Genomic DNA, 16056 nt, shown 5'->3' with positions numbered 1-16056 from the left:
TACGGTACACGAAATGTGGGAAAGGTTGGAAATGGCTCCGGATTGAAATCTAGTGCAACCTCTGGGAGGATTTGGATTCCGCCTAAAGTCTGAAATGTGCGTTAGTGCTCGATCCCCAAAAAATCGGCACCCTCAAGAGCCGGTTCTTGACAAGTTTGTTCAGGTTATGTCAAATAAGAAGCCGCTTATAGGTATAGGCTCAGTCGAACAGCCGGAAGATGCGGAAGCCGTTATTCATGGCGGCGCGGCTTTGGTAGCGATCGGACGGGAACTGATCCGCGAGCCGAAATGGGTGCTGAAAGTGGAAACGGGCGATCTGGACAGCATTCGCTACCGCCTTTCGGCATCAGAGATGGATGAGTTGCGTATTCCGCTGGCGATGCAAGCCTACCTCGAAGGGTCGTTTAGGAAGATTATGCACTTTACCACCGATGAACTCGAAGAGGATAACTACCGACATTCGCTCGCGCCGATGGAAGGCGTTGAGAAGAAGATGTAATGAACGTCACCGACTCAAAGCATAACAAGGATTAAGGTTCGATCTAGGATTTAGATAGCACATGTGTTCATTTAGATAAGCTGTTTGTTTTGTTGAAAAGACAGGAAAGAGTAATAATGTTGTTGTCTTTGAGAGCAGTATGTCTTTCTTTTGTGTTGTAGCTCTTCTGCACTGCGTCCAAATACTTTAGGTATTTTAATACTGCCACTTCTGGGCGACCTTCCTCATCCAGTAACATATATCTTTTCTTATTATTTTCGGAGATCACTTCTTGTACCCGCATAAAACCTCTCCTTGATTAACCGAGTCATTTATTAACCATAGGAACGAAAGTAATAATCGGCATTCACATCCCCATATTCTACATAATAGACATTCTGTACTAATAATCTCAAATTTGTTTAATATTTCGCTTATGTATTAAAAAAGAGGATGTACGCTATAAATTAGACATACTATCCTCTATTTATAATAGTCTAGTTAAAATCACTTTGATCCAATCGTTAGAGCGCATGCCAACGTACCGACTATCTTTACGTTTGGCAACGGTTCCCTCCAGGTTGTTGGCCACAATCATGTTATGCAAAGCAGTTCCCGCCGTCTCGATATACCGGATCTTGTTTATCTGACTCGTTTCTGGTAGCACGTCGTGTAGGATCGATTTTCGTTCCATCAGCGGAAGCTTACGTAAGTCTTTTCCGGCGTAGTGCAAAATATCCCATACCATAAACGCCCTTTTCTTGAATAAACCAGAATCTTTTAGCTGGTAATACTGAAGAATAGAACGGATTACTTTTTCTGTCTAAAGTTCATTTCGGAGCTAATAAGCAAACTTTGAGGCTTAGTAAAGTTTGGAGGAGTCTTTTTCCCCATGTATCATATCCGTAATGGCAATATAAATGTTAAAAACCATGTACTTCCTTTAGCTACTAATCCTAATGGGTTACAACTTTTTCAAGATATTCCCCGTCTGACCATTTATATTCAATTTGTAGTTTTCTTCATCCCAAATCGCTTCTTGCAAAACGGGAATGGGTCGTATTTGACTCCGTTATGAGTTGTCCTTTGGAATAGGATACGTTTTTTTCAATGGCTCAAATAAAATTAAAACCACTGCCAAAATTGTTCTATACAATGATTTATTGGCATTTTCACGTATTAATAAAGGATGACTTTGATTTTTTGAGCATAATCTTGATTGATTGTGTAAAATTTTGTTTTATTCGCTCAAAATAATTGAGAACATTTCGTTCAACTTTTTTAGTTTAACTTTGTGTTTTTATAAACTGTTCCAATTCCTGTACACTTGGATAGGAGGTTTGAGTTCCTTGCTTTACGACACTTAATGCGGCAAAAGCAGTCGCCATTTTGATTGCAAGAAGTACATCGCCGCTTTGCACTAAAAAATGAGCAAAACAGCCAATGAAAGCATCGCCAGCTCCAGTTGTGTCGATAGCATCAACCTTATATGAATCTACTGTAAAGATCTTCTCACTCTTTACCCACATAACCCCGCGACTACCCATCGTTACAATCACATTTTTTAATCCCTTTTCAAGTAAAGTTGATGCTGCTGTCCTAATTTGATCTTTACTCTCTACAGGCATACCTGTTAATAGCTCTAGTTCGCTTTCATTGGGGATAAAATAATCACATTTACGGACATAATCAAAATCCAATTTCTTTGCTGCTGGTGCCGGATTTAAAATAATAGGAATGCCATTCTCCTTACCGAACTCAATAGCACGATAAGTCGTCTGTATTGGAATTTCAAGCTGCAGAACAATCAATGAACTTTTCTTAAGCTTCTTAGCTGCGTGATCAATATCTTCTGGCAAGAGGTATTGATTTGCGCCCTTGATAATAAGGATCCGGTTCTTTGATTCCCGGTCTACAAAAATCGGTGCAACACCACTTGAAGTTCCAGGGATCTTACTTGTAAATTCCGTGTCAATCCCATAGCTTTCGAGATTTTCAATCGTGCGATCTGCAAAAAGATCATCGCCAACCTTGGTTACCATCATTACCTTCGAGCCCATTTTGGCAGCTGCCACTGCCTGATTTGCGCCTTTTCCGCCACAACCGATTTTGAAGTCTGCTGCCTCCAATGTCTCCCCTTCATTAGGTATTTTATCAATATATGAAACGAGATCCACCATATTAGATCCAATTACTGCGATATCCATTTTCATTTCCTCCCTATATCTTACCTGTTTACGCCTATGAATGATTTCCATCCCTCCTGACCCAAGCCTAATTACTTTTCCAGACTTATCAGCAGGAAGAAAACCTCCTAGCTGGTATATAACCGGTTAAAAACCACTCGTGCCCCGCCGATCGCTGTTATGCAAAATCCACTATGTTGCATTCTTTAATCTTCTGTTGAAAATTTGGTAAAGAAGGCATAACCTTTTTTAGGAAAAATGCAATAAAAAGGGAAAACCGAAAATAGATGGTTATCTATTTCGGCCTCCTGTAAAATCATCGTTCACTCTTCTCATACATTCTTCAAAAGAAAGGAAAAACCGAAAATAGATGGTTATCTATTTCAGCCTGCTGTAAAATCTTCGTTCACTCTTCTCATACATTCTTCAAAAGATCCGTATACCATTTGACACGGAACAGAAAGCATTAAATTCACGCTGTTGCCAAAGTTCTCAACCTTCATTCCATTCTTATCTACAATCTTTCCATCTTCCAGTTGCTCGATTTCTCCAAAATGAAGTTGTACTTTTTCTGGTATTGTTAATGAATCATCGATATAGGCATAAAGTTTTTTCCCTAAAGCCTCTGCATAGCCGACTTCAAATGCCGTTCCTGAATCGGGTTCAGCCCCTCTAAACACATTCAAATTGGCAACGACGATATCCGCTTTTTCAATAAGCTCAATATTCTTCTTGTAAATCGCTGTGGCTTGTTCAGATTTGCTCCATTCCTTATTAAATGGAAGAGAATTATCGGCGGGAAAAATCCCAAGAAAACCATATTTCTCACAAATCCTTTTCTTCTCTTCACTAACCTCTATCGAATTTTTATAAAAGACATCTGGGCCTGCTAAATAAATACTCTTCACTAGATTACCTCCCGTTTTACAAGTCTCAAGTGTCTTTGTTAGTAATGGGTCTGTTGCTCCCAAAACTGTTCATGCTCAATGTCATGAATAATCGATACTTGTTGCACAACCGTAAAATATATCTTCTATAAAGTTTGATGTTTCTTAGCACCTCCTTTCAAAATAATTGATGAATAAACTTCGCTTGATTTTAGGAGGCGAAGACCATCGCCTTCAACCTAAGTGAGTAACAAAAAAAGGTAAAATTTCGTATTTCAACTCTTCTTTCTTGCAACTTAAGAGACGGTTCCAGTAAGAATTTATCAATTATTTTTCAGCCTTACCATATTTATACCTGAACCAAAATGATAAAGAACTGCTATGAATGGCCTACAGTTTCATTCTTCATTGCATTACGTTCATGTTTATATTTAAAACTTACTGCAAAAACAATTGCGAGAATGAGAGGATACGCACCAAAAACTAACCAGATACTTTGCCAGTCCTTTACACCGTCTACAGTGAAATAATCCACGATTTTTCCACTTACAATAGCGCCTACATAGGAACCAAGTCCGGTAACTGTATAGAATAAGCCTTGTGCGCTCGCACGAATTCGATGATCTACTTCTTTTTCTACGAAAATAGCTCCCGAAATATTATAGAAATCAAAGGCACAACCGTACACAATCATTGATAATAGTAATAAGATAAACCCTTCACTAGATGGGTTTCCATAAGCGAAGAATACATAACGTAATGTCCATGCTACCATACTGATTAACATGATCTTTTTTATTCCAAATTTGCTCAAGAAAAATGGAATGGTAAAGATAAATAATACTTCTGAAATTTGTGATATTGATAATAAAATAGATGGATATTTAACAACAAAACTATCTTTATAGTCAGGATTCAACGCAAAGTCATGTAGAAACGGGTTCCCAAATGTAAGGCTAATCTGTAATGAAGCTCCTAACAGCATCGCAAAAAGGAAAAAGATAGCCATTTTCTTTTGTTTAAATAGTACGAAAGCATCAAGCCCTAAAAGACTCACTAACGACTTATCATTCTTCGCCTTTGATGTTGGACATTCAGGAAGTGTGAATGAATATAGAGCAAGCAAGATAGAAATGCCAGAAGCAACGTATAACTGGATGCTACTAATTTCAAGTTTGAAAAGGCTAATCGCCCACATTGCGGCAATAAAACCAACTGTTCCAAAAACACGAATAGGCGGGAAGTCTTTTACTGTCTCGAGTCCTGCTTTTTCTAAAGAAAAGTAAGAAATTACGTTAGATAAAGCAATCGTTGGCATGTAAAACATTGCATTAAAAAACATTGCCCAAAACATGATAGTAGGGTCTGTAGTCTGTGCGGCTGCAAAGAATGTGATAGCTCCAAGAAAATGAAAGATTCCATATAATCTATTTGCTTTTATCCAGCGATCTGCAATAATACCTGTAATACTTGTCATAAGAATCGTAGCAATTCCTTTTGAGCTATAAACGAGCCCGACTTGTGCTCCAGTAAAGTGCAAAGTGTTAAACATATAAGAACCGAGTGTAACAAGCCAGGACCCCCAAATGAAATACTGGAGAAAAACCATGATTTTAAGACGTGATTTTATTTCCATTTCTTCTTCCTCCTAAGATTTCTAAATAAATCCCTCGTAATAATGGAATCGTCCTTTCATAGCTACTATTGTCTTTCCCTTTAATTCTCCAATTACTAATTCGTTTGTATGCTCCAGACTTTGCAAAGTAGGAAACTAACTATAAGGATTTTTGAAAGGGTTTTCAATTTCATCAGCAAGGTTTCCTAAGCCTGAGCCTAAAATCATTCCAATCATAGGACGATCTGTCTTACTCATAATGAAATTTCTAGCTTCTAAAATATCTTGTAATTTGTGTATGCTCATTGGCTATAACCGAAATTGTCATTGCCCACCTTTGTTACTAAAACAACTCTCGAACTCAGTTTGACAGTGGCCGTAGCTTGGTTTCGCCTTTCCCCCTCCCCTCATACGAAAGGACCTCCGAGTACGGTTTCCCCAACATAGCTTCCTATAATCATTAAACGAATCTGCTTCACAACATCACCTCCTTCTTGGAATCGATAACCTGGTACTTCTAGCAAAATTCATGATGTAGCAAAAGATTAAAAATCAGAATAATAAATGTAAACGTTTAGATTTTTGAATAATAAAATAATAACATCTTAAGCTGCAAGATTGGCGAAAAGAGAATTTATAAAGGTACTGACTTACCTTCATTCTCGTCAATCAATCCTAAGTTCAAGCGCCACTCTACTAAAACCATTTTTTCTATTAGGAATTACAAGATTTTTATCGAACTTTCACTAGCGTTTTGCAAACACTTATGAAAATTCATGATGTAGCAAAAGATTAAAAACCAGAACTATAAATGTAAACGTTTAGATTTTTGAATAATAAAAAGAATATCATCTTAAGCTGCAGAATTGGCGAATATTCAAATCAAGCGATAAAACGCAATGTCGTTTACCCTGGACACTGCTTCTCGCCATGCGTTCATACAGCAATTCAAAGGTTGTTTCTCCCAACTTCCGCATTGGAACTTGATACAACATTTAAAAGAGGATTTATAAAGGTACTGACTTACCTTCATTCTCGTCAATCAATCCTAAGTTCAAGCGCCACTCTACTAAAACCATTTTTTCTATTAGGAATCACAAGATTTTTATCGAACTTTCACTAGCGTTATGCAAACACTTATGAAAATTCATGATGTAGCAAAAGATTAGAACTATATATGTAAACGTTTAAATTTTTGAATAATAAAATTAAAACAATATCATCTTAAGCGGCAAGATTGGCGAATATTCAAATCAGGCGATAAAACGTAATGTCGTTTACCCTGGACACTGCTTCTCGTCATGCGTTCATACAGCAAATCAAAGGCTATTTCTCCCAACTTCCGCATTGGTCTTGAAACAACAGTTAAAGGAGGATTAATAAAGGTAGCAATATCCACGTCGTCAAAGCCAATAAACGAAACCTCTTCCCCTAGTTTCCAACCAAGCTCACTTAACGCCTTCAAGCAACCCATCGTCATTAGATTGTTAGATGATAAGATGGCAGTCGGGCGATCTGGCAAATGATACAGAGCTCTCGTCAGTCGATTCCCACTTTCTTCTTTGAAATCACCTTCAAGAATGTGTTCATCTACTAGTGGGATACCGTAATCCTCCATCGCTTGTTTGTATCCTACGAACCGCTCATAACCCGGTGTAGTATTTTGGGATCCACAGATAATCGCAATCTTTTGATGCCCTTGCAAGATTAAATGTCTGGTTGCTTGATAAGCCCCGTCTATATTGCCAACCAGCACCGTATCCACCTCGAACTTCTTTATAGCTCGATCTACGGCAACTATTGGTATTTTGGCATCAATGACCGTTTGCAATTGATCTCCCCTTTCGTCAGCAGTGGTTATAATAAGACCATCTACACTTCTCTCCATGAAGATCCTTAAGAGTTCTCGCTCCGTATCGGCAGATTCATTGGTATTGCACAACAAAGTAAAGTAACCCTTTTCCCGCGCCTTCTGTTCAATTCCTGATACAACAGCAGGAAAAAACGGGTTATTTACATCTGGGATTATGATACCTATAGTTTTTGTCGATTTCTTCACCATACTCCTCGCAACTGCGTTAGGAATATAATTTAGTTCCTCAATAGCTTGTAAAATGCGACCTTCTGTGTTCTTTCTCACGCCGCCCAGTTGATTAATCACTCGTGAGACGGTTGCGATAGAAACATTTGCGTGTTTGGCAACATCTACGATAGTAGCTTTGGACAATCTGATCACCTTTCAAAATGTAAACGTTTAGATTTCTCATTCAAAAAAAAGACTCAACATAGTAATTCTCTACCAAAAAACATTCAATAAAGCGATTAAAGTTATTATAGCATTTATTGTATCCGAAATTTTAGAATAGTCAATATAAACGTTTACTTTTTTTCTCTTGAGAATCTAGATAATGAAGCTACGGCACGCAAATTGATTGCCAAAAATATCGACTATTAGGGGTCCTAAGCAAAAAACGCGGATGAAGCCGCTTTGATTTCTCAGCAAGCCCTCAAGCCGGTTTGAAGGTAAAGCTGTTTTCTCCGGCTGACGGCGTCGATTCCATGTAACTGGTCACCATTGGTGGTAAGGATGTGGGAGGGTATATTTTTGCAACCATGGTGGACTTGAACACAGAGACAAAGGAAATTACAGAGTTCAAGAAGCGCTCGCCGAGCTGGCCTGGCTCGTACAAGCCTTTTTATGGCTTCATCTACTTTCAGAGCCGTATTAGTTTTACGGCTCTGATGGATCTGTTTCGAGCGGCGCCCATGTACAGAAGAAACAAATGATTGGCGGTTTGAAGATCATTGGCCAGCGAAAACAACATTTCACCGGAAACCTATACGTCAATTGCGTATGATGCCGCCATGGTGTTGGCAAAAGTTTGTGAAAGTGCAAGATTCTGAATAAGGTGATCTTCGAAATTGCAAGCGAGCTTAATACGACGACGCCGATTCTTCGCCTTCCATGATCTTCACGCCCGAGCTCGTGCCGATTCTAGTAGCGCCGGCTTCCATCATGTTTTTCATATCTTCAAGTGAACGAACCCCTCCGGATGCTTTAACCCCCATCTGGGCTCCAACCGTTTGGCGCATCAGGGCTACAGCAGCGACCGTCGCTCCGCCACTGGAGAAACCGGTCGAGGTTTTGACGTAATCTGCTCCGGCTTTTTGCGAGATTTGGCAAGCCCGGACGATTTCTTCTTCCGTTAAGAGACTCGTTTCCAGGATGACTTTCACAAGCGCCTTGCCTTCCGCTGCCGATACGACCGCTTGAATGTCTTTTTCCACAACCTCATTCTCTTCTGCTTTCAAAGCCCCGATATTGATTACCATGTCAACCTCTGCTGCCCCATTGTCGATCGCATTTCTCGTTTCGAATGCTTTGGTTTCAGCAGTGGAGGCTCCGAGCGGAAAACCGATTACCGTGCAGACTTTGACCTTGCTGCCTGCCAACTGCTCGGCCGCATACGAAACATGGGCCGGATTGACACAAACAGTCGCGAACTCGTATGTTTTCGCTTCTTCCGTTAATGCTGCAATTTCAGCCTTTGTTGCATCTGCGCGCAATAGCGTGTGGTCAATCATGCCGTTCAAACGTTCCATGTTACCATTCACCTTCTCTTCATGAGTTTACTTTGTAGACTCATCGTAACACGCCTATGAACATATGTAAACACAGTTATGAAATTATGTTCAATCATAGTCTTCCAACAAACCACCGCACATGGCCCATAGAAAAAGGGCATCCCGCAAGTCATCGGACTCTTTGGAATACCCCTTTTGTGCTACTGCAACAGTGCCTGTGCGCTGAACTGATCGGTAATCATTATATTCGCGTACCCCCCCGCCAGCGCCGCACGGATCGCCTCGATTTTACGCTGCCCACCCGCGACTAGGATCGCTTTCTCCTTCTTGCGCAATTCGGGCAGATCGATCCCGACGGTCCGGTTATTGATTTCTTCGCTGCATATGTTTCCTTTTTCATCGAAGAACCGGGAGCATATATCCCCTGCACCTGTACGCCGCAGCTGTTCCTGCTCCTCTTGGTTAAAATAACCCAGACGGAAAAGCAGCGAGTCTTCCTTGACAGACCCCACGGTAAAAACAGCGATGTTCGCTTGCTTGCCCAGTTCGATAATGCGCCCAATGTGGCGATCTTTATCTACCATTTCCTTGACCGCCAGATTGTCAAAAATAACGGGCAACGGCAAATACCGAGCCACGGTATGAAACGCATCGGCAAACAAGTTCACGATCTCCATCGCATTCGTGTTAACTTGGGAATGGCTGACGCCTCCTTTTAACTGCACCACTTCCACGCCCCGCACCGGTTTGGGCTCTAGCTGCAGCGCGATCTCGTGCATGGTTGTTCCCCAGGTCACCCCGATGATGTCCCCGTCCTTCACGACCTCTTGTATAAACGAAGCCGCTTTCTTGCTGATGCTCTTTTTGATTTCTTCATACTCGTTGAGAGGCGAATAACAGACAAGAACCGTATCCAAACGATACTGATCTTGCAACGCCTTCGCGAGCGCGTTGACGTCTTCGCGCGGATCAATAATCTCAATCCGGACATATCCCTGTTCCTTCGCATGCTGCAGTAAGCGGGAAACCGTAGGCCGGGACACGCCTAATCGGTCCGCAATCTCCTGCTGGCTGTAATCGAATTGATAATATAGCTTTGCCGCTTCAATGCTTAAGCGTTGCTTCTCGCTGTCCACTTTTGCACAGCTCCCTTCCGGAAAGTTGCTTACGCTTCGCTTGCAAAAATGCCTACAATTCCGTCCTGTTTCGACTGCGACGCAATAGGCAACGTTACAGCGACAAGCTTGAAATTGGTCAACTGCAAGTTTTCCTGCACCTTCTCCGTCGTATGTAATCAAGTATAACAAACCTGTCATTGCATTTTAACAAATCGCCCAATGGTTAGTTTTCTATTTCGACCGCTACAGGCGCATGGCTCCAGGCTGAAAGCTGCGGATTGAATGTTGCAGTAATCGTTGTCCGCCATAATTCCCATGAAGTTGGGCCGAGGATTATACAGGCCGAAATATCGCGGGTGTGGCGTATGCACCTGGTATTGCCTTAATCCCTCCAGGATATGATAAATCGCCTCGCGCGCGCTGACGGGATGCTCAAAAGATAATCTACGTACGTGTTCTGCAACAGCATCCACGCTGAGTTCAGGTGAGACACGAACCCCGCGTATGTGCGTCATATAGTCATTGATTTGTTCCAACAGATAGGTTCCAATGTCCATGCGTTCATCCGTATCAAGATTAAGAATTGAATTATGCTTGATCATGTGGAAAATGCATCCCCCTTCATCTTGTGAAATTCCATTGCTGATTCAGAGTATACACTCGCAGAACTCGGGTGTACGCATTTTCGAATCGAACCGCAATATTTCGAAACAATCTCTTTCGGATGGCTTGGGCGGCGCACGCCAGTGACGGCAGCCCGACTAACTATAAGAAGTTGCCAAAATCAAAGGATTACTGCACTAAACTGTCAATAAACGGCAAAAACAACGTGTGAAAAAGGGTATCTACCACATTCAGCACGTTAATAACTTTCATAATCGCCTAAAAGGTTGGATGGAACGCTTTCAAGGTGTAGGAACTCGCTATTTGGTTAATTACCTTTATTGGTTCCTTTGGCTGGAATTAGGGAAAAATTTTGCATTTGATAAACGTGTAGAACAGATGCTTATTTCTGCCTGCCAAAAGTCCAATCCAAATCTGTGAAACAATGTATCGCGTACTTCTAATGAGGAGCATCATGAAACTGCTTTGAAACTATCGAAATCATTGCTCGGAGAGTGACCTTCGTATCCTAGCAAGTACACCCCTTGTCGATTATTTTGCCAGCAGTTGAATTTCCGTTACAAATTTGGTTGGATCGTGCGTCAGTCCGTAATCGATCAACGTAATTTCTGTCGCGTCCTCTACAATCTCATATCCCTTTTCATCCACGTAATCCATCAGCTTCTCATAGTAAGGGGAAGCGTCCGCATGCGTTCCTGCGAAACGAATCGTGACGTATTTGTCACTCGGAAGTATTTTTTCGTTCCCCTCACTGATGTGAAAGCTTTCATTTTCCACAATGACAAATAAGGAATCATACGACTCAAAGTTTCTTTGTCTTACATTTTCAAGCGAGATCGATAGTCCGACTTTGCCTAAAAATATTGTGGATTTCATATTCGTACGATTCTCCAATAGCCGTATGGACATCTCCAGGCTGTCCGTTTTTTGTATTTTTTGCTTCAGCCACACAATCGTCCGTTCGGGCAGCTCGACTTCACGGATCTTGCCCAGCTCTTGCTCATTGGTCGCATCCACAATTTGATGAATGCGACTCGTAATTTTTTTCTGTATCTGTGTAAATTCTTGGATTCGCTTTTCCGTTTCCTGCTGTTGCTCTTCTAAGAGCTGTAGAATACGGTCGATATCCCGATTTTCCAAAAACAGCTTCACATTTTTCAACGGAATATTCAACGCTTTGAGATAGAGGATCGTATTCAACTGCTCGAATTGCTCAATCGAGTAATACCGATAGCCCGACCGGTCATCCACTTGAGCAGGTTTGAACAATTCAATGTCATCATAGTAACGGAGCGTACGGATATCGATTTGGAATAGCTTGGATATTTCACCAATCAAAAACATGGATCCATTCCACTTCCTCTGCTAGGGTTTGGGGGTGGAAAGCTCCAAGTCCCATCGTTCTTCTAGTAGTGTACTCCCCGTCCATTCTTTATTTGATTTCTCTTCCGTTAAGGTAAAGTTGTATTTTTGATAGAGATAGCGTGCCGTCTCCAGAATACTTACCGTCCACAGAAAAACGTGGTGATACTCCTGTTCGTTGCAAAAAGCAATGGCCGTATCCATTAGCTTTTTCCCGATGCCCATCCCTTGATAACTCTCGTCGATCACAAACCATCGAAGCTGCGCTACTCTTTCGCTCGATCGAGTAATCGCGATGGATCCGACGATTTGACCATTCACTTCCGCCAGCCATAGATTGCCTCCCTCGTTATCGAGCAGAAAGTCGGTTAAGCCCTTCATTACATAATACTCAAATATACTTCCAAACTGGTACGTTTGGCTGTACAGCGTTCCATGCAGGTGAGCAACATAGCCAACATCTCCAGGTTGAAACGAACGAATCGTCACTTCTGTTCGCGAAGCAGGGTCATTCGCAAATATCGATTCGATCGTTTCCATAGAGGAAACAAGCTTGGATTGATTTTGTTTGGAGATCGGCTGAATCATTTTCCCAACTTCCCTGTCCGCGTCATCTACTAATTGATGATAGATATCCTTGCCACTCTCTGTTAGATAGAGTAAGAATTGGCGTTGGTCCTCTGAAGATCGCTCTTTTCTGATGACGTTTTCTTCTTCAAACCGTTGAAGGATCCGGCTCATATAGCCTTTGTCTATTCCGAGGACTTCTCTCACTTCAGTAGCCGTGGAGCCATTTCTGCTATTGATCTCCGTAATGACGCGTGCCTCGGTCAAAGGAAACGGCTTATGATAGATTTCTTGATCGATTTTCCCTAAGAGATTGGCATAAAAACGGTTGAATTTGCGGATTTTTTCTACATGCTGCACGGATTCCATCAACATATCCCCCTACCCATAAAAAATGGATGTTGAGGACATTATATGATTTGTAGTTGACTGAGTCAACTAATCAAAAAACTCAATATTCCCACTTCCGTCGATCTTCTTTACTTTCTGGATCCCTTCCATTATGACCAGTTGGATACACCCCAGCGCGATCTCCACAGTAGTTCAGATTCCCGCGTCTCTTGTATTGGGTGCTGTTGATGTCTCCCCCCTTAGCTGCAAATCTTTCCATTCATCAGGATTCAGACATGCAAAACAAAGTAAGCGCTTTCGAAAAACGCAGAGACATAGGAGCGGGAATATTCAGACGACAAAAACGTTACTGGTTGATTCCCTCCAGCCGTTTCACTAGCGGGTCGGTAAACACATCAAATTCATCCCGGCTCGTGCTGGAGAATTCGGATACGATCGCCCCCTCATCACTCGCTTGAAACCAATGCTTGGTATTGGGTGGAATCGTATATTGTTGTCCCGGCGTGAGAATGATTTCATGTTTGGCAGTGTAAACGGCTTCTTTGCCAGCGGGTGGAATTCCCTGGATGCTGGCGGTCTCCTCTCCCTCCACGTAAAGGTAGACGGTTCCCCATCTGCAGCGGAAGGTCTCCTGTTTCCCCGGTTCCCCGTGCACAGACGGATGCAAATGCTCTGGGCAAGTCTGGCGTGGGAAGAGAACCAATTCTTTTGCGCAGTAGCGATCTGTGTTGATGTAGGTGAACAGCTGCAGACCTTCTGTTTCCAGATGACCCAATCCCATATCAGCGATCTCGATGTTTTTTTGCTCTTCTTCAGTCAGCAAGAGACCAGCTTTATGCAAGATTTCTACCGTGCGCTGCTTTACCTCATTACGGTTTCCCATAGACAATACCTCCCTTATTTAGACGAGAATGAGTCTCGGATGCCCTTTGGCTTCGAATTCTCGTTGGTACTCTTCCTTCACCTGTATGGAGGAGATCACTGCATCGACATGATCCCAGCCAGCAAAGGTATTGAAAGCGGTTTGTTCAAATTTCGTATGGTCTGCCACCACATAAACATGCCGCGTAACGGTCATCATCGTCCGCTTTACTTCGCCCTCCACCATGTTGGAATTCATGAGGCCACGCCCCAGAGAGAGCCCGCTGCAGCCAATAAAAGCATGATCTACCTGTATTCGTCGCAAAAATTGAACGGCGGTAGGGCCAACTAATGACTGTGTGGAATGTCGTACATCGCCTCCTGTCATGATGACTTGTAGATTTACATTTTGTGAGAGCAGTGAAGCCACATTGATCGCATTTGTGATGATGGTGATGTTTGAAAGAGAAAGGAGCTTCCTAGCCACTTCCAGCGTGGTCGATCCAGCATCGAGCAATACAGATTGACCTTCCTGTACAAGGGAAGCGGCTTTCTCGGCAATCCGTTCTTTCTCCTGCTTGTGCGAATCTTCCCGAATGGATAACAGGATATCCTCCTCCATATCCTCCGTAAAGACAACGCCACCATGAACACGCTTGAATGACCCCAGCTTCTCCAGCTGTATCAAGTCACGGCGAACGGTCATATCAGACACGTGGAAATGTTCAATTAGTTGTTGAACGGTTACGTTTTTCTTTTTCTCGATATATTCTTTCATTTGTATTTGTCTGGTGCTGTTCAGCATTGTTCTCCCCCTCAAGACACGAGCACGAGCCATTTTTGCGTCGATTTGTTAGCATCATCATAACACAATCAAACAAAATAGAACATTTTTAAACAGTTCTCTTATCGTTTGGTCCTATCCACAAGTCATGCTGATCCTGCAACTGCCAACCGACCGGAATTTGTCGCAGAGGAAGCCTCTTACCCTTTTCTCGCACACGCTTTTCTACCTGCCCCCAAGGCACGACTCCACTAGTCGCATCAATGCCTTCCACGCAGTAAGCTCCTACTGCGACCGCATGCATCATCGTGGTCTCTGGTACAAGTCCTTTTAGCATCCCTGCTAGGAATCCCGCAATGGTGCAATCCCCTGCGCCCGTTGTCCCTTTCACGACCGTTTCGTAGCAAGGTACCCACAATTGCCGGTCTGCCCATTGTTCAACGTCGCTTACGAGATGATTCCCTATGTCCTGCACTCTTTGTCTCGTACCAGTCCGCAAATACAGGCCAGATTCCCCAAGCTTAAGAACAACCATCCCACAGCCCATTCCTAGCAGCTGTTCCGCCACTTCGCTAATCACAGATTCTTGGACAAAAGGCAATATTTCGCCATCGCCTGCCTGTCGTTGCAGCTCTTCATAGTACGGGCGCCGGAGCATGAAAAGCGTTTCTTCCAAGCTGGGCAGATACATGTCCACGTGCGGTAAAGTCAGCTGCAAAAGCTCTTTCCAGTCGATTTGGCCTGACTCCGTGTCAGGATCAGGCATCGCCATATCCAGGGATGTGGCTACCCCAAGGCTTTTTATAAGCGACATTAATTCCGCCAGATTTTGCCCGCCATTTCGATACATCTGACGAATGTGCGGCGGATAGCCAAAATGAAAAAGTCGTGCGCCAGCCACCCTTGCTGTATCGATGTTCGAAGCCTGATACGTTGCATTTGCTCCAGGGCAGTGAAGGAAAATCCGATCCACACCCGGAATGCTGAGTACGATCGAATAGGACGTCTGTTCGCCCTCGGAGATGATCATCTCTTCTGTCAAAGCAGTGTCCACTCGATTCAATGCGTCAAGAATGATCCTTCCGAAATCGTCATTACCGACTTTCCCCATCAAGCAGGTGGAAATCCCGAGTCGATGCAAGGCTAACCCCGTGTTGGATACAGCTCCACCTGTGGCAATAGTAGCACCGCCTACTTCAATCAGCTTTCCCGGGATGAAAAATTGATTCATTGATTTGCCTTCTCGAACAGCCGGGATTATATCCAGACAAACGAGTCCAGCGACCACCACATCTATTTTCCTGGAGGTCATATCCCTCTCACTCCTTATTCCAGTCTGATGGTTTCACCCGTTTTGTGTGATTCCAAGGCTGCGGTAAATAGCCGATGAGTATCCTCTGCCTCTTGTGGTGTCGCGCAGGTAAACGGCTGATTAATCGCTGCGCCCTGTACGATTTCCTCACTAAATGCAGCCCTCCCGCATGATACCTCATCGTCCGCAGCTCTTTTGGGTTTTTGGTGGAGAACTCTACGGAGCCTTCCATCCCCTGAACTCGAATGAACCACGTATTGTTGTGTCCGGGAGCTATCCGTTTCATGGAAAGGGGCATCGACATGTATCACCACTATATTATCTGA

15 protein-coding genes and 1 pseudogene are annotated in these 16056 nt (G+C 42.9%); 2 read left to right on the top strand and 14 right to left on the bottom strand.

What is annotated here, in order from left to right:
• Window positions 1-94 precede the first annotated feature (94 nt).
• Window positions 95-499, top strand: coding sequence for an oxidoreductase (locus AN963_RS07860; protein WP_055743941.1), 405 nt, complete (start codon window positions 95-97; stop codon window positions 497-499).
• 67 nt (window positions 500-566) lie between these two features.
• On the opposite strand, the gene AN963_RS07855 is transcribed toward AN963_RS07860, so the two are convergent.
• The 9 genes from AN963_RS07855 to AN963_RS07810 all read right to left on the bottom strand — a co-directional run bounded on the left by AN963_RS07855 (window position 567) and on the right by AN963_RS07810 (window position 10471).
• Entirely contained in the window at window positions 567-782 is a 216-nt protein-coding gene (locus AN963_RS07855) for a transposase (RefSeq protein ID WP_201783713.1), read from the bottom strand.
• 183 nt (window positions 783-965) lie between these two features.
• Window positions 966-1226 carry an ATP-dependent DNA ligase gene (locus tag AN963_RS07850; RefSeq protein ID WP_055743940.1) on the bottom strand — a complete coding sequence of 87 codons (261 nt, stop codon included), beginning with the start codon at window positions 1224-1226 and terminating at the stop codon, window positions 966-968.
• A gap of 538 nt (window positions 1227-1764) precedes the next feature.
• Window positions 1765-2685, bottom strand: coding sequence for a ribokinase (rbsK, locus tag AN963_RS07845; protein ID WP_055744499.1), 921 nt, complete (start codon window positions 2683-2685; stop codon window positions 1765-1767).
• 362 nt (window positions 2686-3047) lie between these two features.
• Complete coding sequence (locus tag AN963_RS07840; protein WP_055743939.1) at window positions 3048-3572, bottom strand: nucleoside 2-deoxyribosyltransferase; 525 nt, start codon at window positions 3570-3572, stop codon at window positions 3048-3050.
• Between the two features lie 358 nt (window positions 3573-3930).
• Complete coding sequence (locus AN963_RS07835) at window positions 3931-5187, bottom strand: nucleoside permease (RefSeq protein WP_055743938.1); 1257 nt, start codon at window positions 5185-5187, stop codon at window positions 3931-3933.
• 1198 nt (window positions 5188-6385) lie between these two features.
• Window positions 6386-7402 carry a LacI family DNA-binding transcriptional regulator gene (locus tag AN963_RS07830; RefSeq protein WP_236707891.1) on the bottom strand — a complete coding sequence of 339 codons (1017 nt, stop codon included), beginning with the start codon at window positions 7400-7402 and terminating at the stop codon, window positions 6386-6388.
• A gap of 698 nt (window positions 7403-8100) precedes the next feature.
• Entirely contained in the window at window positions 8101-8769 is a 669-nt protein-coding gene (gene deoC, locus AN963_RS07820; protein ID WP_055743935.1) for a deoxyribose-phosphate aldolase, read from the bottom strand.
• A 182-nt stretch (window positions 8770-8951) separates the two neighbouring features.
• A complete protein-coding gene (locus AN963_RS07815) occupies window positions 8952-9887 on the bottom strand; it encodes a sugar-binding transcriptional regulator (RefSeq protein ID WP_055743934.1) in 936 nt (311 codons plus the stop codon).
• A gap of 176 nt (window positions 9888-10063) precedes the next feature.
• Window positions 10064-10471 carry a hypothetical protein gene (locus AN963_RS07810; RefSeq protein ID WP_055743933.1) on the bottom strand — a complete coding sequence of 136 codons (408 nt, stop codon included), beginning with the start codon at window positions 10469-10471 and terminating at the stop codon, window positions 10064-10066.
• Window positions 10472-10706: 235 nt separating this feature from the next.
• Between AN963_RS07810 and AN963_RS30145 the strand changes: the two are divergent.
• Window positions 10707-10913 (top strand): annotated as a pseudogene (locus tag AN963_RS30145) (IS1595 family transposase); the annotation flags it as partial.
• Window positions 10914-11024: 111 nt separating this feature from the next.
• Here AN963_RS30145 and AN963_RS07805 read toward each other — a convergent pair.
• From AN963_RS07805 to AN963_RS07785, 5 genes are all read right to left on the bottom strand, one after another.
• Window positions 11025-11837: a MerR family transcriptional regulator gene (locus tag AN963_RS07805; RefSeq protein ID WP_055743932.1), complete on the bottom strand. Its 813-nt coding sequence runs from the start codon at window positions 11835-11837 to the stop codon at window positions 11025-11027.
• Window positions 11838-11858: 21 nt separating this feature from the next.
• A complete protein-coding gene (locus AN963_RS07800; RefSeq protein WP_055743931.1) occupies window positions 11859-12791 on the bottom strand; it encodes a bifunctional helix-turn-helix transcriptional regulator/GNAT family N-acetyltransferase in 933 nt (310 codons plus the stop codon).
• A gap of 328 nt (window positions 12792-13119) precedes the next feature.
• Entirely contained in the window at window positions 13120-13656 is a 537-nt protein-coding gene (locus AN963_RS07795; RefSeq protein WP_055743930.1) for a D-lyxose/D-mannose family sugar isomerase, read from the bottom strand.
• A gap of 18 nt (window positions 13657-13674) precedes the next feature.
• Window positions 13675-14439 carry a DeoR/GlpR family DNA-binding transcription regulator gene (locus tag AN963_RS07790; RefSeq protein ID WP_055743929.1) on the bottom strand — a complete coding sequence of 255 codons (765 nt, stop codon included), beginning with the start codon at window positions 14437-14439 and terminating at the stop codon, window positions 13675-13677.
• Between the two features lie 88 nt (window positions 14440-14527).
• Window positions 14528-15730: a carbohydrate kinase family protein gene (locus AN963_RS07785; RefSeq protein WP_055743928.1), complete on the bottom strand. Its 1203-nt coding sequence runs from the start codon at window positions 15728-15730 to the stop codon at window positions 14528-14530.
• Window positions 15731-16056 lie beyond the last annotated feature (326 nt).

The sequence above is a fragment of the Brevibacillus choshinensis genome, assembly GCF_001420695.1.
Taxonomy (GTDB): domain Bacteria; phylum Bacillota; class Bacilli; order Brevibacillales; family Brevibacillaceae; genus Brevibacillus; species Brevibacillus choshinensis.
The sequence above is the reverse complement of the archived record's forward strand: the minus strand, read 5'-3'. Positions and strand labels throughout refer to the sequence as shown.